Annotated in this window: 19 protein-coding genes; 7 read left to right on the top strand and 12 right to left on the bottom strand. The window is 72.1% G+C overall.

The features are described from left to right. Positions 1–69: 69 nt before the first annotated feature. The 5 genes from ACWDYJ_RS26535 to ACWDYJ_RS26515 form a co-directional block, all read right to left on the bottom strand. Complete coding sequence (locus ACWDYJ_RS26535) at positions 70–1,368, bottom strand: DUF6986 family protein (protein WP_451568094.1); 1,299 nt, start codon at positions 1,366–1,368, stop codon at positions 70–72. Between the two features lie 162 nt (positions 1,369–1,530). Next, entirely contained in the window at positions 1,531–2,505 is a 975-nt protein-coding gene (locus ACWDYJ_RS26530; protein WP_451568093.1) for an electron transfer flavoprotein subunit alpha/FixB family protein, read from the bottom strand. A gap of 58 nt (positions 2,506–2,563) precedes the next feature. Further along, entirely contained in the window at positions 2,564–3,358 is a 795-nt protein-coding gene (locus ACWDYJ_RS26525) for an electron transfer flavoprotein subunit beta/FixA family protein (RefSeq protein WP_451568092.1), read from the bottom strand. A 200-nt stretch (positions 3,359–3,558) separates the two neighbouring features. After that, positions 3,559–4,086, bottom strand: coding sequence for a flavin reductase family protein (locus ACWDYJ_RS26520; RefSeq protein WP_451568098.1), 528 nt, complete (start codon positions 4,084–4,086; stop codon positions 3,559–3,561). A 259-nt stretch (positions 4,087–4,345) separates the two neighbouring features. Further along, positions 4,346–4,717, bottom strand: coding sequence for a thioredoxin family protein (locus tag ACWDYJ_RS26515; protein WP_451568091.1), 372 nt, complete (start codon positions 4,715–4,717; stop codon positions 4,346–4,348). A 241-nt stretch (positions 4,718–4,958) separates the two neighbouring features. On the opposite strand from ACWDYJ_RS26515, the gene ACWDYJ_RS26510 reads away from it, so the two are divergent. Continuing rightward, complete coding sequence (locus ACWDYJ_RS26510) at positions 4,959–5,681, top strand: lysophospholipid acyltransferase family protein (RefSeq protein WP_451568090.1); 723 nt, start codon at positions 4,959–4,961, stop codon at positions 5,679–5,681. Positions 5,682–5,697: 16 nt separating this feature from the next. On the opposite strand, the gene ACWDYJ_RS26505 is transcribed toward ACWDYJ_RS26510, so the two are convergent. Next, a complete protein-coding gene (locus tag ACWDYJ_RS26505; protein ID WP_451568089.1) occupies positions 5,698–6,273 on the bottom strand; it encodes a CGNR zinc finger domain-containing protein in 576 nt (191 codons plus the stop codon). Between the two features lie 82 nt (positions 6,274–6,355). Between ACWDYJ_RS26505 and ACWDYJ_RS26500 the strand changes: the two genes are divergently transcribed. Further along, complete coding sequence (locus tag ACWDYJ_RS26500; RefSeq protein WP_451568088.1) at positions 6,356–7,594, top strand: MFS transporter; 1,239 nt, start codon at positions 6,356–6,358, stop codon at positions 7,592–7,594. Here ACWDYJ_RS26500 and ACWDYJ_RS26495 read toward each other — a convergent pair. From ACWDYJ_RS26495 to ACWDYJ_RS26480, 4 genes are all read right to left on the bottom strand, one after another. Further along, on the bottom strand, positions 7,530–8,129 hold the full coding sequence (locus tag ACWDYJ_RS26495; protein ID WP_451568087.1) for a transglutaminase-like domain-containing protein: 600 nt from the start codon (positions 8,127–8,129) through the stop codon (positions 7,530–7,532). The genes ACWDYJ_RS26500 and ACWDYJ_RS26495 overlap by 65 nt on opposite strands. A 78-nt stretch (positions 8,130–8,207) precedes the next feature. Continuing rightward, complete coding sequence (locus ACWDYJ_RS26490; protein WP_451568086.1) at positions 8,208–9,302, bottom strand: threonine aldolase family protein; 1,095 nt, start codon at positions 9,300–9,302, stop codon at positions 8,208–8,210. Next, on the bottom strand, positions 9,281–10,042 hold the full coding sequence (locus ACWDYJ_RS26485; RefSeq protein WP_451568085.1) for an SDR family NAD(P)-dependent oxidoreductase: 762 nt from the start codon (positions 10,040–10,042) through the stop codon (positions 9,281–9,283). The genes ACWDYJ_RS26490 and ACWDYJ_RS26485 overlap by 22 nt, the downstream gene beginning before the upstream one ends. A gap of 26 nt (positions 10,043–10,068) precedes the next feature. Continuing rightward, positions 10,069–11,508, bottom strand: coding sequence for a DUF6421 family protein (locus tag ACWDYJ_RS26480; protein WP_451568084.1), 1,440 nt, complete (start codon positions 11,506–11,508; stop codon positions 10,069–10,071). Between the two features lie 380 nt (positions 11,509–11,888). Here ACWDYJ_RS26480 and ACWDYJ_RS26475 point away from each other — a divergent pair, with 380 nt between their 5' ends. After that, entirely contained in the window at positions 11,889–12,572 is a 684-nt protein-coding gene (locus ACWDYJ_RS26475) for a glycerophosphodiester phosphodiesterase (protein WP_451568083.1), read from the top strand. A 16-nt stretch (positions 12,573–12,588) separates the two neighbouring features. Here ACWDYJ_RS26475 and ACWDYJ_RS26470 read toward each other — a convergent pair whose 3' ends face one another. Then, positions 12,589–13,128: a GNAT family N-acetyltransferase gene (locus tag ACWDYJ_RS26470; protein WP_451568082.1), complete on the bottom strand. Its 540-nt coding sequence runs from the start codon at positions 13,126–13,128 to the stop codon at positions 12,589–12,591. A gap of 205 nt (positions 13,129–13,333) precedes the next feature. On the opposite strand from ACWDYJ_RS26470, the gene ACWDYJ_RS26465 reads away from it, so the two are divergent. From ACWDYJ_RS26465 to ACWDYJ_RS26450, 4 genes are all read left to right on the top strand, one after another. After that, the gene (locus ACWDYJ_RS26465; protein WP_451568081.1) at positions 13,334–13,903 is read left to right on the top strand and encodes a DUF5134 domain-containing protein; all 570 of its coding nucleotides are present in this window, start codon (positions 13,334–13,336) and stop codon (positions 13,901–13,903) included. An 88-nt stretch (positions 13,904–13,991) separates the two neighbouring features. Further along, entirely contained in the window at positions 13,992–14,930 is a 939-nt protein-coding gene (locus ACWDYJ_RS26460) for a M56 family metallopeptidase (RefSeq protein WP_451568080.1), read from the top strand. 45 nt (positions 14,931–14,975) lie between these two features. Next, entirely contained in the window at positions 14,976–15,641 is a 666-nt protein-coding gene (locus ACWDYJ_RS26455; protein ID WP_451568079.1) for a phosphatase PAP2 family protein, read from the top strand. A 37-nt stretch (positions 15,642–15,678) separates the two neighbouring features. Continuing rightward, the gene (locus tag ACWDYJ_RS26450; RefSeq protein WP_451568078.1) at positions 15,679–16,326 is read left to right on the top strand and encodes a TetR/AcrR family transcriptional regulator; all 648 of its coding nucleotides are present in this window, start codon (positions 15,679–15,681) and stop codon (positions 16,324–16,326) included. Position 16,327: 1 nt separating this feature from the next. On the opposite strand, the gene ACWDYJ_RS26445 is transcribed toward ACWDYJ_RS26450, so the two are convergent. Next, positions 16,328–17,812 carry an LVIVD repeat-containing protein gene (locus ACWDYJ_RS26445; RefSeq protein ID WP_451568077.1) on the bottom strand — a complete coding sequence of 495 codons (1,485 nt, stop codon included), beginning with the start codon at positions 17,810–17,812 and terminating at the stop codon, positions 16,328–16,330. Positions 17,813–17,826: the final 14 nt, after the last annotated feature.

Below are 17,826 nucleotides of genomic sequence, written 5' to 3'. Positions count from 1 at the left end.
CCCCGATGTCGGGGGCCGGCGGACGCCGGCCGGGACGTCCCGGCCGGGCCTCGCCGTACGTACGCGGGATCAGGCGGTGGCCGTCAGGGTCGCCGAGCGGCGGGGGATGGCGAAGGCGTCGAGCTCGGCGCGGGTCAGGCCGGTCAGGGCCGTGACCTCCTCGGTGCCGACGGCGCCGCAGTCCAGGCCGCGGACCAGGTAGCCGGCCAGGGCCTTGGCGGTGGCCGGCTCGTCCATGACATCGCCCTCGATCTTGGCGACGTACGCCTTCAGGCGCGCGGCGGCGGTCTCCAGCCCCTCGCGGTAGAAGGTGAAGACGGCCGCGTAGCGGGTCGGCAGGTGCGCCGGGTGCATGTCCCAGCCCTGGTAGTAGGCGCGGGCCAGGGCGCGGCGGGTGAGGCCGTAGTGCAGCTTCCAGGCCTCATGGACGTGCTCGGTGGTGCCGATCGGCAGGACGTTCGTCGAGCCGTCGGAGACGCGTACGCCGGTGCCGGCGGCCGCGACCTGCATGATCGCCTTGGCGTGGTCGGCGGCGGGGTGGTCGCTGGACTGGTAGGCGGCGGAGACGCCGACGCAGGCGCTGTAGTCGAAGGTGCCGTAGTGCAGGCCGGTGGCGCGGCCCTTGGCGGCCTCGATCATGCGCGCCACGGTGGCGGTGCCGTCGGAGGCGACGATCGACTGGCTGGTCTCGATCTGGATCTCGAAGCCGATCCGGCCCGGGCGCAGGCCGCGGGTGGTCTCGAAGGCCTCCAGCAGCTTGACGAAGGCGCTGACCTGCTCGGCGTAGGTGACCTTCGGCAGCGTGAGGACGAGGCCCTCGGGCAGGCCGCCGTGCTCCAGTAGGCCGGAGAGGAAGATGTCGGTGGTGCGGATGCCGCGGTCGCGGACGTTGGACTCCATGCACTTCATGCGGATGCCCATGTACGGGGCGTTCGTGCCGTTGGCGAACGCCTCCGAGACGAGGCGGGCGGCGCGGGCCGCGGCCTGGTCCTCCTCCTCGTCGGACCGGACGCCGAAGCCGTCCTCGAAGTCGACGCGGAGGTCCTCGACGGGCTCGCTGAGCAGCTTGGCGCGGACGCGGTCGTAGACCGGTACGGCCAGCTCGTCGGAGATGCCGAGCACCTTGGCGAAGGTGGCGGCGTCCGGGGCGTGCTCGTCGAGGGCCGCGAGGGCCTGGTCGCCCCAGGAGCGGATGGTGTCGGCCGCGAAGACGTCACCGGGGACGTAGACCGTGTGGATGGGCTGACGGGTGCCGGGGTCGCCCGGGTAGTGCCGCGCGAGTTCCGCGTCCACCGGCGCGAGGGAGGCGCTGATGCCCTCGCTGACCGCGCCTGCGAGGCTCGTCGCCACCTTCTCCTGCTGACCCATCGTGCACTCTCCTCTTTTCCGCTTCACGGAAGCTTAGATCCGCATTGCAGAATTTAGTCACGGGGTTCCGCTCAGTCAATGGTCCCTCGGCCGGGGGCGGCAAACGACTCGGGGCCGTGCGGTGACAATCACCACACGGCCCCGGAGAAGACTCGGCGCAGGTCAGCCCTTGCGCGCCTTGATCTCCTCGGTCAGCTGCGGGACGACCTGGAAGAGGTCGCCGACCACGCCGTAGTCGACGAGGTCGAAGATCGGGGCCTCGGCGTCCTTGTTGACGGCCACGATGGTCTTCGAGGTCTGCATGCCGGCCCGGTGCTGGATCGCGCCCGAGATGCCGGAGGCGATGTACAGCTGCGGGGAGACCGACTTGCCGGTCTGGCCGACCTGGTTGGAGTGCGGGTACCAGCCGGCGTCGACGGCGGCACGCGAGGCGCCGACCGCCGCACCGAGGGAGTCCGCGAGCTCCTCGATGATGTGGAAGTTCTCCGCGCCGTTGACGCCACGGCCGCCGGAGACGACGATCGCGGCCTCGGTCAGCTCGGGGCGGCCGGTGGCCTCGCGCGGGGTGCGGGAGACGACCTTGGTGCCGGTGGCCAGGGCGCCGAAGGTGACGGCGAGCGCCTCGACGGCGCCGGCGGCCGGGGCGGCCTCGACCGGGGCCGAGTTCGGCTTCACGGTGATGACCGGGGTGCCCTTGGAGACGCGGGACTTGGTGGTGAACGACGCGGCGAAGGCGGCCTGCGTCGCGACCGGGCCCTCGTCACCCGCCTCCAGGTCGATGGCGTCCGTGATGATGCCGGAGCCGATGCGCACGGCGAGGCGCGCGGCGATCTCCTTGCCCTCGGCGGAGGACGGGACGAGCACGGCGGCCAGGGAGCCACCGGCGGACGCTGCCTCGTACGCGGCCTGGAGCGCGTCCACCTTCGGTACCACGAGGTACTCGGTGAACTCGGGGGCGTCGGCGGTGAGGACCTTGACGGCGCCGTGCTCGGCGAGCACGGCGGCGGTGGCCTCGGCGCCGGCGCCCAGGGCGACCGCGACGGGCTCGCCGATGCGGCGGGCCAGCGTCAGCAGTTCGAGGGTGGGCTTGCGGACGGCGCCGTCCACGTGATCGACGTAGACGAGAACTTCAGTCATGGGACTGCTCTCCTGCGATTGCGAAGTGTCTGGGGGCTAAGAGGGATGACCGAAGTTCTTAGATGAACTTCTGGCTCGCGAGGAACTCCGCGAGCTGCTTGCCGCCCTCGCCCTCGTCCTTGACGATCGTGCCGGCGGTGCGGGCCGGGCGCTGCGCCGCGGAGTCCACCACGGTCCAGGCGCCTTCGAGGCCGACCTCGTCGGACTCCAGGTCCAGGTCGGACAGGTCCCAGGACTCCACCGGCTTCTTCTTGGCGGCCATGATGCCCTTGAAGGACGGGTAGCGGGCCTCACCCGACTGGTCCGTCACGGAGACGAGCGCGGGGAGGGAGGCCTCCAGCTGCTCGCTCGCGGAGTCGCCGTCGCGGCGGCCCGTGACGATTCCGTTGGGGCCCCCCTCGACCTTGACCTCGGAGAGCAGGGTGACCTGCGGGATGCCCAGGCGCTCGGCCAGGATGGCCGGCAGCACGCCCATGGTGCCGTCGGTCGAGGCCATACCGGTGATGACCAGGTCGTAACCGGCCTTCTCGACGGCCTTGGCGAGCACCAGGGAGGTACCCATGACGTCGGAGCCGTGCAGGTCGTCGTCCTCGACGTGGATGGCCTTGTCGGCGCCCATGGACAGCGCCTTGCGCAGCGCGTCCTTGGCGTCCTCGGGACCCACGGTCAGGACGGTGATCTCCGCGTCGTCCGCTTCGTCGGCGATCTGCAGCGCCTGCTCGACGGCGTACTCGTCGAGCTCCGACAGCAGGCCGTCGACGTCGTCACGGTTCACGGTCAGGTCCTCGGTGAACTGCCGGTCGCCGGTGGCGTCGGGCACGTACTTCACACAGACAACGATCCTCAGGCTCACGCCGGCTCTCCTACCGCATCGTCATTTTTGGTACCGCCTTGTGCAGGCAGCATAGGCGCCATTCCGGGCGGATCCCGGTCGGGGCGGCCCGCGCTCCGATGGGAATGTTACTCGTCAGTACATCGTGGGTCCCACCAGGGTGCAAGGCCACCGAACTGTGATGTGGCCAACGCCGCCCGAACCGCCCCAGCAGGGACGATTCAGTCCCGCAAGGCGTTGAAGCGTCCCTGGTGGTACAGCAGCGGGCGGCCTTCCCCGGCCGGGTCCCCGGCCACCGCCTCCGCGATGATCACACGATGCGCACTGGCGGGCACCCTCGCCACCACCCGGCACACCAGCCACGCCAGCACCCCGCCCAGCAGCGGCACGCCGTGCGGGCCCTCGGCCCAGTCCGTGTCCGCGCCGAAACGGTCGGCGCCGCTGCGCGCGAAGAGCCCGGCGAGCTCCCGCTGATGCTCGCCGAGTATGTGCACGCCCAGGTGCTCGGAGTCCCGTACCGCCGGCCAGCTGGAGGCCCCGGTCCCGATGGTGAACGAGAGCAGGGGCGGGTCGGCGGAGACGGAGTTGAGCGAGGTCGCGGTGAAACCGGCGGGCCTGCCGTCCGTCTGGGCGGTGATCACCGCGACTCCCGCCGCGTGGCGACGGAAGACGGAGCGGAGCAGCTCGGGAGAGCCGGGGGTGCCGGGCAGGCCGGAGCCGCCGGGGCCGAAAGGTGCGGGCCAGGTCATCGGGACCGTCGGGGCCGTCATGGGAGGACTTCCTTCTGCCGCGGGAAGCGCGGACGCGGTGGGGATCGGGGGCGGGGCGTTCAGTGATCCCAACAGCGCGCGCTCGCGTGGCGGACGAGGTCCACATGGACCCGCCCGTAAAGCAGGAGTTCATACCGCATGCCGCCAGCCTGGCGATCTCCCGTGTACACAGTCAAGCCGCAGCGGGCAGATGTCAGGCGCGTCACGCTGCGTACGGGCGCGCGCACCGGCGCGCCGGTCATACCGCCGCTCCGAGTGCGGCGATCACATCCGCGGTACGGGGCATCCCGGCGGCCCGGCGGACGATGCCGCCGGCGGCGTCCAGGACGAGCACCGTCGGGGTCTTCTCGATGCCGAGGGCCCGCACCAGTTCCAGGTGCTGTTCGGCGTCGATCTCGATGTGTTCGACCCCGTCGACCATGGCGGCGACCTCGGTCAGGATCCGGCGCGTGGCCCGGCAGGGCTGGCAGAAGGCGCTGGAGAACTGGACCAGGGTGGCCCGCTCCCCCAGCGCCCGCCCCAGCTCGCCGGCGCCCAGCGGCCCGGCCGGGCCGGGGCTGCCGGGGCCCCCGCCGCTCGCTTCGCGACCGCCTTCTCCTTGCCCGCGCACGCGCGCTCCCCTCTGCCTCTGTTCGCATGTCCGTATGCCCGAGTCCGCTGGGCGGTGCTCCCTGTCCGAGCACCCGTCCGGCTTCCGGCATTCCCCGCGTGACGAGAATCTCCCCGGGCACGGGCGTCTGGGCTGGCCAGCGGGCCGTGTTTGGGGCACGATCCCCATGGTCGCGTACCTACGCTTCCGTAACTTCCGGCCGGGAGCACCTCCCCAGGACAGAAAGCGGGATCTCCCCACCATGGCTGAGCTCATCTACCCCCCAGTGATCGGCGCCGCGCACGCCCTGTTCCGTGCGCTGGACATCCGAATCGACGTGCAGGGCACGGAGAACATCCCGCGCAAGGGCGGGGCGGTCCTCGTGTCGAACCACATCGGCTACCTCGACTTCATCTTCGCCGGCCTGACCGCGCGGCCGCAGAAGCGTCTGGTGCGCTTCATGGCCAAGGAGTCGGTCTTCCGGCACAAGGTCTCCGGTCCCCTGATGCGCGCGATGAAGCACATCCCCGTGGACCGCACGCAGGGTGAGACCGCGTACGAGCACGCCCTCGAATCGCTGCGTGCCGGTGAGATCATCGGGGTCTTCCCCGAGGCGACGATCTCCCAGTCCTTCACGCTCAAGAGCTTCAAGTCGGGTGCGGCGCGCATGGCCCAGGAGGCCGGGGTCCCGCTGATCCCGGTGGCGCTGTGGGGTACCCAGCGCCTGTGGACCAAGGGCCGCCCGAAGAACCTGGGGCGCAGCCACATCCCCGTGACGATGCGGGTCGGCGAGCCGATCGAGGCTCCCACCGACCAGTACGCCGGGGCCATCACGCGCCGGGTGCGCGAGCGGGTCCAGGAGCTGCTGGAGGCGGCGCAGCGCGCGTATCCGGCCCAGCCGAAGGACGCCGAGGACTCCTGGTGGCTCCCGGCGCACCTGGGCGGCACCGCGCCGACGGCGGCCCAGGTCAAGGAAGCCGGCTGAGCCACCCCTGAGGCGCTCAATTCACGGCGCCGTCCCTCCTGCGGCGCCGGTGGGCCGCGACCCGGGCCCGCGCGCCGCAGGTGGTGGAGCAGTAGCGCCGTGCGCTGCCGGGCCCGGTGGCGAGGAAGAGCCGCCCGCAGCCCGGAGCGGCGCAGGCGCCCCAGGCGATGCGTCCGTACTCGGTGAGCAGCTGCGCGAGTACGAGGGCGCCGGAGGCGAGGAACCAGTCGCTCCAGCCGGCCCCGTCGCCCCGGTCCACGTGCAGGTGCCAGGGGTGGCCGTCGTGCCGGGTCAGCCGGGGCCGCGTGCCGCACTCCTCCAGCAGCGCGTTGAGGGCTTCGGCCGCGCGGTCCTCGTCGCTCTCGGCGAGCACGAGCGCCATCCGGCGTGCGGCGGCGCGCAGTTCGGCCGCGTCCGCCTCGCCGAAGGCCTGCGGGGCGAGGTCCGCCGGGTGCTCCCCGTGCCGGGCGAGCAGTTCGGCGAGGTCGGCGCGCGGCAGGTTGGGTTCGGCGCGTACCGCCTCCGCGAGGTCGATGAGCCGCTGGGCCGCCGAGAAGCCCCTGCCGTCCGCACCGGAGTCCCCGACCGCCATCCGTTCTTCCTTTCGGCCTGCACCCTCATGACGTAACGTCTTGTTCGGTTATCACGTTACCGAACGCGGAGGGGGTTCGTCGGTGGGCGGGTTCGGGCGGTATCTGGGGGCGGCGCTGGCCGCGCGCTTCGCCTCCGAGGGCATGGGCATGGCGGTGGTGCTGCTCGCCCTCGAACGTACCGGCAGCGCGGCCCACGGGGCCTTCGTCCTGACCGCCTGGCTGGCCCCGCACGTGCTGGCCGCTCCCCTGGCGGGGGCCGCCGCCGCCCGCGCGAGCCGACCGCGACTGTTCTACGTGGGCTCACTGGCCGGGTTCGCGGCCGCCGTCGTGGGGCTGGCCCTGCTGCTCGGCCGGGCCCCGGCGCCGCTGGTGTTCGCGGTGGCGGTGCTCGGAGGGACCTGCGGGCCGATGGTGACGGGCGGGCTGTCCAGTCTGGTCGCGGGGCTCGTACCGGCCGGTGCGGGCCGCGACCGGGCGTACGGCTGGGACGCGTCCACCTACAACGCGGCGGCGGTCACGGCACCGGCGGCCGTCAGCCTGGTAGCCGCACTGGCGTCGGCCGGACCGGCGATGCTGGCGCTGGCGGCTTCCGGGGCGCTGGCGGCGACGCTGGCCGCCACCCTCCCGTACGAGGACCCGGGCGCGGGCCCGTCCGACGACGGGCCCCGAGCCGGGCTCGGCGCGGGGCTGGCCGCCTTGTGGCGGGTCCCGCAGCTGCGGGCCGTCACCTCGGCGACCACCCTGGCGTTCGTCGGCATGGGCGCGCTGACCACCACCTCGGTGCTGCTGGCCACCACCATCGGCAGTCCGGGCGCGAGCGGGGTGCTGATGACGGCCTTCGCGGTGGGTGCGCTGGGCGGCTCGCTGACGCTGGGCCGGATGACGGCCGTGGCGCCGGGCCGGCTGGTGCGCTGCGCGCTGGCGGGGACGGGGGTGGCGCTGGCGGCGGCCGCCTTCACGCCGTCGGTGGCCCTGACGGCGGTGGCGTTCGCGGTGGCCGGGGTGTGCGACGGGCCGTTGTTGACGGCCACGCTGCGGATCCGCTCGGCGCACGCCCCCGACGCCGTCCGGGCCCAGGTGTTCACCCTCGGGGCGGGGCTCAAGCTGACCGCCGCCTCGGCGGGCGCCGCCCTCGTGGGGCTGGTGGCCGCCGCTCCGCCGTGGACGCTGCTGCTCGGGATCGCCGGGCTCCAGCTCGCGGCCGCCGCGGTGCACGTGCTGGCTGCGGCGCGGGGGCCCGTACCGGTGGCGGGGGTTACAGAGCCGTCGGCAGGTTCCGCCACAGCTCAGGCCGGTCCACGGACTCCTGGAGGGCCTTGAGCGCGGCCGGGTGCGGAGCGGCGTACAGCTCGGGGTAGTCGATCTCGCCCAGCTCCGGGCGGACGGGGAAGGCGAGTTGCTCGCGGTCCAGGCTGAACCGGGCGTCGACTCCCGGCTTGTTGCCGCGCGGGTCCACCCGGGACCAGCGCGCGCTGCCGGGCAGGCGGAGGGCGACCAGGCCGTGGACGGCCGGGTTCGAACCCTCGTCGTCGGTCAGCCGCTGGTAGCACAGGGCCGCGGGGATGCCCTGGGCGCGCAGCAGGGCTGCGAGGGCGTGGGACTTGGCGTAGCAGATGCCGTTGCGGGTGCTCAGCACGTCGGAGGCGCGCCAGGTGACGCGGAGGTCGCCGGAGTCGGCGGAGTGCGGGACGGTGTCGCGGACGAAGTCGAAGGCGACCTCGGCGTAGGCGCGGGCGTCGCCGGTGGCCGTCCAGAGCGCGTCGGAGGTCTCGAGAACGAAAGGGTGGTCATGGTCGATCGCCTCGTCCGCCGCGAGGTAGGCGGCGAGGTCGGGTTGCTCCTGGATCAGTTCCATGATCCAGGAGCATAGCTATGCAGCATCCCGTATGGCTATCGACTTTTGCGACAGTGTGATCGGGCGTCGAGGGACGTCCTAACGCGCCAATTCTTCCTTCAGCGCCTGGAGGAAACCGTCCACGTCCTCCTCCTGGGTGTCGAAACCGCACATCCAGCGGACATCGCCGGCGGCCTCGTCCCAGAAGTAGAAGCGGTAGCGCTCCTGGAGCCGGCGCGTGACCTCGTGCGGCAGCCGCGCGAAGACCGCGTTGGCCTGCACCGGGTAGAGGATCTCCACCCCGTCGGTCTCGCGCACCCCCGCCGCGAGCCGCCGCGCCATCGCATTGGCGTGCCGGGCGTTGCGCAGCCACAGGTCCTTCGCGAGCAGCGCCTCCAGCTGCACCGACACGAAGCGCATCTTGGAGGCGAGCTGCATCGACATCTTGCGGATGTGCTTCATCTGCCGGACCGCGTCCGGGTTCAGCACGACCACGGCCTCGCCGAACATCATGCCGTTCTTGGTGCCGCCGTACGACAGCACGTCGACGCCGACGGCGTTCGTGAAGGTACGCATCGGCACGTCCAGCGAGGCCGCCGCGTTGGCTATCCGGGCACCGTCGAGGTGCACCTTCATGCCCAGGCCGTGGGCGTGGTCGCAGATGGCCTTGATCTCGTCCGGGGTGTAGACCGTGCCCAGTTCGGTGTTCTGGGTGATCGAGACGACCTGCGGCATCGCCCGGTGCTCGTCCTCGAAGCCCCAGGCCTCCTGGTCGATCAGCTCCGGGGTGAGCTTGCCGTCGGGTGTCGCCACCGCGAGCAGCTTGAGGCCGGCCATCCGCTCGGGCGCGCCGCCCTCGTCCACGTTGATGTGGGCGCTCTTGGCGCAGATCACGGCGCCCCACCGGTCGGTCATGGCCTGGAGGGCGACGACATTGGCGCCCGTGCCGTTGAAGACCGGGAAGGCCTGCGCGTACGGTCCGAAGTGGCTGCGGAAGATCTTCTGCAGGTGTTCGGTGTACTCGTCCTCGCCGTACGAGACCTGGTGGCCGCCGTTGGCCAGCGCTACGGCGGCGAGCACCTCGGGGTGCACGCCGGCGTAGTTGTCGCTCGCGAAACCACGCACCGCCGGGTCGTGGTGGCGGCGGGCGTCGGTCTTGCCGGCATCGGTTCTCACGGTTGCGGAGTGAGCCACAGACGCTGTCCGTTCACATCGGAGGCGGGCCGCTCCCAGACTCCGGCGATGGCCTCGGCCAGCTCCGCGACGTCGGTGAAGCCCGCGAACTTCGCATTGGGTCGCTCGGCGCGCATCGCGTCGTGCACCAGTGCCTTGATGACCAGGATCGCAGCCGCGGCGCCCGGGCCGTCCTCGCCCCCCGCCTTGCGGAAGGAGTCCGCCATCGCCAGCGTCCAGGCCTCGGCGGCCGCCTTGCCCGCGTTGTACGCGGCGTTGTTGGCGACCGGCTTGTGCGCGCCGGACTGGCTGACCAGGACGAAGCGGCCGCGGTCACTGCGCAGCAGCCCGTCGTGGAAGGCGAGCGAGGTGTGCTGGACGGTGCGGATGAGGAGCCTCTCCAGGAAGTCCCAGTCCGCGAGGTCGGTGGCGGTGAAGGAGGTGCTGCCGCGCCAGCCGCCGACGAGGTGGACCAGCCCGTCGATGCGGCCGAACTCCTTCTCGGTGCGGTCGGCCCAGGCCTTGGTGGCCTCCAGGTCGAGCAGGTCCACGGTGTCACCGGTGACGGTGGCGCCGCCGTGGGCGTAGCGGGCCGCGTCCACGGCCTCCGCGAGGCGCGCGGGGTCGGCGTCGGACGCGACGACGACCGCCCCCGCCTCGGCGAGGCGGAGCAGGGCGGCGCGACCGGCGGGCCCGCCGGCCCCGGCCACGGCCACCACCGCTCCCTGGAGCTTTCCGTTGCCGTTCCCGGAGCCGTTCATCCGTGCAGCCTCCTGAGGGCGAGTGCTCACGCGGCGACCCGCGCGGCGCTGTGAACGTGCTCTGCCTGGACGTGCTCTGCCTGCTCTGCGCCGCGGGCGGTGATGCCCTTGGCCGAGGCGATCACGCCCTTGAGCTTCTTGGCGAGGGCCTCATAGAACATGCTGAGCGGAAACTCGTCCGGAAGCACGTCGTCCACGAGCTTGCGCGGAGGCTGCGTCAGGTCCAGGGCGTCGGGGCCCTTGGCCCAGCGGGATCCCGGGTGCGGGGCGAGGTACTCGGCGACCAGCTCGTACGCCTTGAACCAGTGGACCAGCTTCGGGCGGTCGATCCCCGCCCGGTAGAGGTCCTCGATCTCGGCGCACAGCTGGTTGGTGACCTGCGGGGCACGCATCCAGTCGATCTTCAGCTTGTTGTCCGTCCAGCGCACCACGTCGTGCTTGTGGAGGTAGGCGAAGAGCAGCTGACCGCCGAGGCCGTCGTAGTTGCGGTTGCGGTCGCCGGAGACCGGGAAGCGGAACATCCGGTCGAAGAGGACGGCGTACTGCACGTCACGGCCGTGCTCGTTGCCCTCGGACTCCAGCTTCACGGCCTCCTTGAAGGCGGTGAGGTCGCAGCGCAGCTCCTCCAGGCCGTACATCCAGAACGGCTGGCGCTGCTTGATCATGAAGGGGTCGAACGGCAGGTCGCCGTGGCTGTGGGTGCGGTCGTGGACCATGTCCCACAGGACGAAGGCCTTCTCGCAGCGCTCCTGGTCGGTGACCATGGCGGCGATGTCGCCGGGCAGCTCGATGCCGAGGATGTCGACGGCGGCCTCGGTCACCTTGCGGAAGCGGGCGGCCTCGCGGTCGCAGAAGATCCCGCCCCAGGTGAAGCGCTCGGGGGCCTCGCGGACGGCGATGGTCTCCGGGAAGAGCACGGCCGAGTGGGTGTCGTAGCCCGCGGTGAAGTCCTCGAAGGTGATGCCGAGGAAGAGCGGGTTGTCGTACCGGGTGCGCTCCAGCTCGGCGAGCCACTCGGGCCACACCATGCGCAGGGCGACGGCCTCCAGGTTGCGGTTCGGATTGCCGTTCTGCGTGTACATCGGGAAGACCACGAGGTGCTGGAGCCCGTCGACGCGCTCGGCGGCCGGGTGGAAGGCCAGCAGGGAGTCGAGGAAGTCCGGCACCCCGAAGCCGTCGGCGGCCCACTTGCGCAGGTCGGCGACGACCGCCTGGTGGTACGCCGTGGCGTGCGGCAGCAGCGGGGACAGCGCCTCGACGGCGTCGATCACGCGCTCCACGGCAGCCTCGACCGCGGCCCGGGCGGGGGCGCCCTCGGCCTCGAAGTCGATGGAACCGTCCTTGGCCTGCCAGGGGCGGATCTCCTCCACGGCGGCCTTGAGCTCGGGCCACGCCGGGTGGTCGACCACCCGCGCCCCGGCGGTTTTCGCGGCCCCGCCGGCACCCGGCACAAGAGTTTCCGTCATGTCACTTCCTCCACAGGAGAACCTCACGTTAAGACAGCGTATGCATGTCGGGCTCTTCTACTCAAGAGGAAACTCGGGAAATTATCCTGTGCGACCCCCTTCTTCACCGAAAGTCTTCCCGTTCTTCAGTGTGGAGACGCTCGAGACCGCGCCCCGTCAAGGTGGCGGGGACGCGCCCACCCCCGGGTGACGCGGCGGTGCGCCCGCGGCCCGTCCGGCGGCGCGCGCCCCTGGCGGGAACCGGCCGGACGGCCGTTTCGGGCTGCCGCACGGGCGGTCCCTTCGTACCCCCGGCGCACTAACATGCGTCCTCACCGCGCGCGGCCGGTCGGGACACCGCGACCGCGCGGAGAGCCGCCGTCGACGGAAGCGAGAGAACCTTGACTTTCCTCACCATCGGTCACCGCGGGGTCATGGGCGTCGAACCGGAGAACACCCTGCGGTCGTTCGTCCACGCCGAGCGTTGCGGGATGGACGTCATCGCACTGGACGTCCGCCTGAGCAAGGACGGCGCCCTCGTCGTCCTGCACGACGCCGAGGTGGACCGCACCACCGACGGCGTGGGCGCCGTCGCCGATCTGACCCTCGCCGAGCTGCGCGAACTGGATGCCGGTCAGGGCGAGCGCGTACCGGTCCTGGAGGAGGTTCTGGACGCCGTCCGGACCCCGCTCCAGGTGTCGGCGCAGGACCAGGGCGCCGCCGAGGCGCTGGCACGGCTGATCGCGCTCCGGGACCTGACCTCCCGCGTCGAGGTGGCCTCCTTCCACGGCCCGGTGCTCACCGCGGCCGCCCGGTCGGCCCCGGGCGTACGGACCACCCTGTACGCCGACCCGCACGGGGAGGACATTCTGGACCGGGCCGCGGCGGCCGGGGCGCGGACCCTCGCGCTGGACATCCGCCGGCTCACCCTGGAGACGGTGGAGTCGGCGCACGCGGCCGGCCTGCGCGTGACCGGCTGGACGGTCAACACCCTCGACCAGCTGAGGCTGGCGCGGGCCCTGCAACTGGACGGCGCGGCCACCGACTTCCCGGAGATCCGCAGCACCGGCCGCTTCACCGCATGAGCCCGCGGCGCCCGCGCTACAACGGCTTGACCAGCAGTTCGAAGGCCAGGTCGGCGCGGAGCGGAATGCCGAAGCGCTCGTCGCCGTAGGGGAAGGGGCTGAGTTCGCCGGTGCGCCGGTAGCCGCGTCGCTGGTAGTAGGCGATGAGCTCGCCCCGCACGTTGACGACCGTCATCCGCATCTCCGTGGCGCCCCACGTCGCGCGGGCGCGGCGCTCGGCCTCGGCCAGGATCTCCTTGCCGAGGCCGCCGCCCTGGAGCCCGGGGCGGACGGCGAACATCCCGAAGTAGGCGTGGTCGCCGCGGTGTTCGAGCTGGCAGCAGGCGACGAGCTCGTCGGCGCGCTCGACCACCAGGAGGGTGCTGTCCGGGGCGCCGATCACCGCGCGGACGCCGTCGGCGTCGGTGCGCTGCCCCTGAAGGAAGTCGGCCTCGGTGGTCCAGCCGGCCCGGCTGGCGTCGCCCCGGTAGGCCGACTCGACGAGCGTCACCAGTTCCGGTACGTCCGCCTCCACGGCGCTGCGGAAACTCAGGGCGGCGGGGTGGACGGTCGACATCGGACGCTCCGTTCAGTGCGGCGGCACGTGACGTGCCTCGTGCGGCACGCAAGAGCCTAATGGGTGTCGCGCGGGCCGGGTCGAACAGTCGGGCGCAGCGGCCGGGCCGTGATCCACGGGATACCGGCCGCCGGACGGGGGCATCTCTTCCGGTGACGCCGACGACGCCGACGAACCGGGAGGTTCCGCCGTGCACGGTCCCGCGATGTCCGTCTCCCCTCTCTCCGCCTCAGCCGTCCCCTCCTGGCTTCTCGTACTGCTCTGCGCCGTGAGCGGTGCGTACTGTCTGCTGCGGGCGCGCAGAGCGGGCCGGGAGGCGCGCGGCGCGGCGGCGGGCGAGGCCCTGATGGGCTTCGGGATGGCGGCGATGGCCGTGCCCTCGGGGACCGGACCGTGGGGTCCGGAGGTTTTGCTGGCCGTCTTCTGCGGGGCGGCGGTGCACGCCCTGTGGCTGCTGCGCGGCGGGGCGCACCACGCGCACCACCTGGTCGGCTCGCTGGCGATGGCGTACATGGCGCTGTCGATGACCGCCGGGCACGCGCACGGCCGGGCGGGGCTGCCGGTGGTGACCGGGGCGCTGCTCGTCTACTACGCGGGGTACGTGCTCCTCGGCGGGGCCCGGCTGGTGACGGCGGGCGACGGCGCGCCGCCCGCCGCCATGGCCACGGCCACGGCCCTCGCGCCGGCGGCGCTCGCGCACGGGCCCGGCGACCTCACCCGTGCGTGCCGACTGGCCATGGGTACGGGCATGTTGGCGATGCTGTTGACCATGTGACCGGTCGAAGAGCACCCCGGAGGTGACCCGCGTCACCAATGCCTCTGACCCTACCCGTAGGTAGCTCCCCGCTCGTAGGCTGGCGGCCATGATGGTCCCCGCCGTTCTCCTCCTGCTCGGCGCACTGACCGCGGTGCTCGCCCCCCGCCTCCTGGCCCGCGCCGAGTGGCCCGAGCGCGAGCCCGTCGTCGCGCTGTGGGTGTGGCAGTGCGTCGTGGGCGCGACGCTGCTGTGCCTGGCGCTGTCGATGCTGCTGAGCGCTGCCGCCGCCTGGTACGCGGTACGGGGCCGGCTCTTCGCGGTCGCTCCGCACGGGGTGGTCGACGCGTACGCCCTGGGGGCGGCGGGGGGCCCCTGGGCCGCCGGTACCGCCCTCGCGCTGGCCTGCGGGGGGCTGTGGACGGGGGCGATGCTCACCCGGGAGGTGCTGCGGGCGCGGGCCCGGCGGCGTGCCCAGGGGGCCGAACTGCTGGTGCGCTCACCGCTGCTGCCCGGCGAGGACCCTCGGGCCGGGCGGCTCGTGGTCCTGGAGGGCCCGCGGCCGCAGGCCTGGTGGCAGCCGGGTGCCGTCCCGCAGCTGGTGGTGACCACGGCGGCGCTGGGCCGGCTCAAGGGCAGCCAGCTGGACGCCGTACTGGCGCACGAACAGGGGCACGTGGCGGCCCGCCATGACTGGCTGCTGCACTGCTCGCGGGCCCTGTCCGGGGGGTTTCCCCAGGTGCCGGTGTTCGCCGCGTTCGAGGCGCAGATGCACCGGCTGGTGGAGCTGGCGGCCGACGACGTGGCCTCGCGGCGCTACGGTCGGCTGACGATCGCGCTGGCCCTGGTCGGACTGAACGAGGACCGGGGCGTCTTCGGCCCCTGCCCGACCCCGCAGGCCCATGTCCCGCAGCGGGTACGGCGGCTGCTGTCCGCCGCCCCCCGGTTGTCGCCGGTGCGCCGGCTGCGGCTGACGGCGCTGGCCACCCTGGTCCCGGCGGTGCCGCTGGCGGTGGCCTTCGTGCCGGGGCTCAGCGCGCTGGCGTAGCGAGCGCGGTCGGGAACGGGTCCCACCCGGTGCGAGGATCGTGCGATGCGCATCAACCTGCTGGGGAAGACCGGGTGGGGCTGCGCCCTGCTGGCGGCCGTGCTGACCGTCCTGGTGGTGATCCGGTGGCAGCCTCTGGCCGGCTACGACGAGCAGGTCGCGCGGGACCTGCACCCGTACGCCGTCTCCCACCCCGGGGTCACGCAGCTGATGCGCGTGCTCACCGACTGGGTCTGGGATCCCTGGGCCATGCGGGCCGTGGCCGCGCTGGTCTGCCTGTGGCTGTGGCGGCGGGGGGACCGCTCCCGCGCCCTGCGGGTCGCGGCGGCGACGCTGGTGGCCTCGGCCGTGCAGCAGGGGCTGAAGGCGCTGACCGGGCGGGAGCGCCCGTGGTGGCCGGATCCGGTGGACTCGGCGCAGTACGCGGCCTATCCCTCGGGGCACGCGATGACGGCCACGGTGGTGTGCGGGCTGCTGCTGTGGCTGCTGCCTTCGACAACGCCGCGGGGCGTGGTGTGGGCCGCCTGGGCGGTAGCCGCCGTCTCGGTGCTCGGGGTCGGCTTCACGCGGCTCTACCTCGGCGTCCACTGGTTCTCGGACGTGCTCGCGGGCTGGCTCCTGGGGGTGGCCCTGGTGGCGCTCACGGCGTTCCGATATGCCTGCTCTGGGCGATCCCCCGCGTCGCCCAGAGCAGACGATCCCGTGCGCTGAGTATATTGGCTCGGAGCCAGTCAACGCAGGAGTAAGCATGTCCCCGCGCAGCGCAACGGTCAATGAGGAATTGCGCAGACGTTCCCGGGAGCGGCTGCTGCAGGCGACGGTCGAACTGGTGGCCGAGCGCGGCTTCGAGGCCACGACACTCGCCGACATCGCCGACCGGGCGGGCGCCGCCCGCGGCCTGGTCTCGTACTACTTCCCGGGCAAACGGCAGCTGTTGCAGTCGGCGGTGCACCGGCTGATGCACCTGACCTTGGAAGAGGCGCTGGAGCGGGAGCCGCGCGGTGACGACGGCCGCGAGCGCCTCGCCCGCGCCGTCGACGCGATCCTCGGGCTGGCCCGGGACCATCCGCGGCTGATGCGCACCCACATGGCGGGCATTCTCCAGGCGGAGGGGTTCATCCAGTGCCCCGAGCAGCAGCGCCTGGCGGAACTGCTGCGGGACACCGTCGTCCGGTACGGCTCGGCGGACGTGGACACCGACTACCCGCTGCTGCGGGCCCTGCTGATGGGCGCGGTGGTGGCGGTCCTGCTGCCGGGAGCGCCGATGCCGGCGGCCCGGCTGCGGGCCGAGTTGTTCCAGCGGTACGGGCTGGACTGGGAACTGGGAGTCCCGCCGGACGGCGGACCGCCCGGCGGAACCTTTCCCTCATACCGCTCGGGTCCGGACGCCCCCTAGATCAGCGGTACTCGGGCTGGGTCTGTACGTTGAGGCGGTCCATCCACACCCACTTGGCGCTGTCGGTACGCCGGTCGTCGAGCCTCAGCACGTCGAGGCCCTTGGCGATGTCGTTCGAGTAGATGTGGCCGTTGTAGTAGTACGCCGACCAGGATCCGCCGAGCCCGATCCGGTCCGTGGTCAACGGGCCGCGCTCGAAGTAGCCGATCTCCTTGGGGCTGGTGGAGTCGGTGAAGTCCCAGACGGAGACGCCGCCCTGGTACCAGGCCTGGACCATGATGTCGCGGCCGTCGCCGACCGGGATCAGCGAGCCGTTGTGGGCCACGCAGTTCTCGGTGTCGGCCTGGTGGCGCGGGATCTTGAAGTAGCTCTTGAAGGCGAGCTCGCGCTCGTCGCCGCGGCCGGTGATGTCGTAGATGCCGTCGGCGCCCCGGTTCGGTCCGGTGGCCTCGTTGCAGGTGGCGCCACCACCGCCGCCGAGCTCGTCGGTGAACACCACCTTGTCGGCCCGCTCGTTGAACGTCGCCGAGTGCCAGAACGCGAAGTTCACGTTGTCCTGCACCCGGTCGATGACCCTGGGCTGCTCGGGCTCGCTGATGTCGAAGAGGATGCCGTCACCCATGCAGGCGCCGGCGGCCAGGTTCTTGGACGGCAGCACGGTGATGTCGTGGCAGCCCGTGGTCTTGGAGACGCCGGGGTTCGTCGGCCCGCCCGGGTTGCCGCCGTCCGGGAAGAGGATCGGGAAGCCGACGACCGCGGCCTGCGTCGGGGCCTTCTTCGGGACCTTCACCACCGAGATGCCGTCGTGCGGAGGCTTGCAGTCCGGGAAGGCCTCGTTCGGGGAGTAGGAGGCGACGTAGACGTAGATGTCGCGGCCGTCCGGCACCAGCGTGTGGGTGTGGGAGCCGCAGGCGGTCTCGACGGACTTGATGTACCTGGGGTTCTTCTTGTCCTTGATGTCGAAGATCTTGATGCCCTCCCACGAGGACTTCTCCGTCGCCGGCTGCGAGACGCTGTTGCAGGAGTCGTCGCTGCGCGAGGAGTCGGTGGAGAGGACGAGTAGGTCCCCGTGGACCGAGATGTCGTTCTGGCCGCCGGGGCAGAGCACCTGGCTGACGGTCTTCGGGGCCTTCGGATTGCCGATGTCGTAGATCGTGAAGCCGTTGTAGTTGCCCGCGTAGGCGTACTTGCCCTGGAAGGCCAGGTCGGTGTTGGTGACGCCTTGGAAGCTGCTGGGGATGTTGGCCAGCGGTGTGATGTTGCCGCTGTGGACGATCTCGTCCTGGCCGGGTATGTCGCCGGGGGCGAGTTCCCTGCCCTGGGCGATGCCCGTGTTCGGGCCGGAGCTGTTTCCGGGAGTCAAGTCCCCCGGGTCCGGGGTGGCGGCGGCCGGACCGGCCGCCAGCAGCGTGGTGAGGAGCCCGGCCGCGGCGACGGCCACTCCCAGACTCCTGGTCCGCACTCTGGTGGTGTGCAACGAGGTCACTGTGTCCCCTCCAT

The organism is Streptomyces sp. NPDC003042 (genome assembly GCF_053591315.1).
This window is presented reverse-complemented; position numbering and strand designations above follow the sequence as displayed.

Excerpts from the sequence above, each read along its gene's own strand:
- ACWDYJ_RS26530 (WP_451568093.1), bottom strand. The coding sequence starts at position 2,505 with ATGACTGAAGTTCTCGTCTACGTCGATCACGTGGACGGCGCCGTCCGC.
- ACWDYJ_RS26495 (WP_451568087.1), bottom strand. The coding sequence starts at position 8,129 with ATGGAACTGATCCAGGAGCAACCCGACCTCGCCGCCTACCTCGCGGCG.
- ACWDYJ_RS26535 (WP_451568094.1), bottom strand. The coding sequence starts at position 1,368 with ATGGGTCAGCAGGAGAAGGTGGCGACGAGCCTCGCAGGCGCGGTCAGC.
- ACWDYJ_RS26505 (WP_451568089.1), bottom strand. The coding sequence starts at position 6,273 with ATGGCGGTCGGGGACTCCGGTGCGGACGGCAGGGGCTTCTCGGCGGCC.
- ACWDYJ_RS26485 (WP_451568085.1), bottom strand. The coding sequence starts at position 10,042 with ATGAACGGCTCCGGGAACGGCAACGGAAAGCTCCAGGGAGCGGTGGTG.
- ACWDYJ_RS26455 (WP_451568079.1), top strand. The coding sequence starts at position 14,976 with ATGCGCATCAACCTGCTGGGGAAGACCGGGTGGGGCTGCGCCCTGCTG.
- ACWDYJ_RS26450 (WP_451568078.1), top strand. The coding sequence starts at position 15,679 with ATGTCCCCGCGCAGCGCAACGGTCAATGAGGAATTGCGCAGACGTTCC.
- ACWDYJ_RS26470 (WP_451568082.1), bottom strand. The coding sequence starts at position 13,128 with ATGTCGACCGTCCACCCCGCCGCCCTGAGTTTCCGCAGCGCCGTGGAG.
- ACWDYJ_RS26510 (WP_451568090.1), top strand. The coding sequence starts at position 4,959 with ATGGCTGAGCTCATCTACCCCCCAGTGATCGGCGCCGCGCACGCCCTG.
- ACWDYJ_RS26465 (WP_451568081.1), top strand. The coding sequence starts at position 13,334 with ATGTCCGTCTCCCCTCTCTCCGCCTCAGCCGTCCCCTCCTGGCTTCTC.
- ACWDYJ_RS26520 (WP_451568098.1), bottom strand. The coding sequence starts at position 4,086 with ATGACCTGGCCCGCACCTTTCGGCCCCGGCGGCTCCGGCCTGCCCGGC.
- ACWDYJ_RS26460 (WP_451568080.1), top strand. The coding sequence starts at position 13,992 with ATGATGGTCCCCGCCGTTCTCCTCCTGCTCGGCGCACTGACCGCGGTG.
- ACWDYJ_RS26480 (WP_451568084.1), bottom strand. The coding sequence starts at position 11,508 with ATGACGGAAACTCTTGTGCCGGGTGCCGGCGGGGCCGCGAAAACCGCC.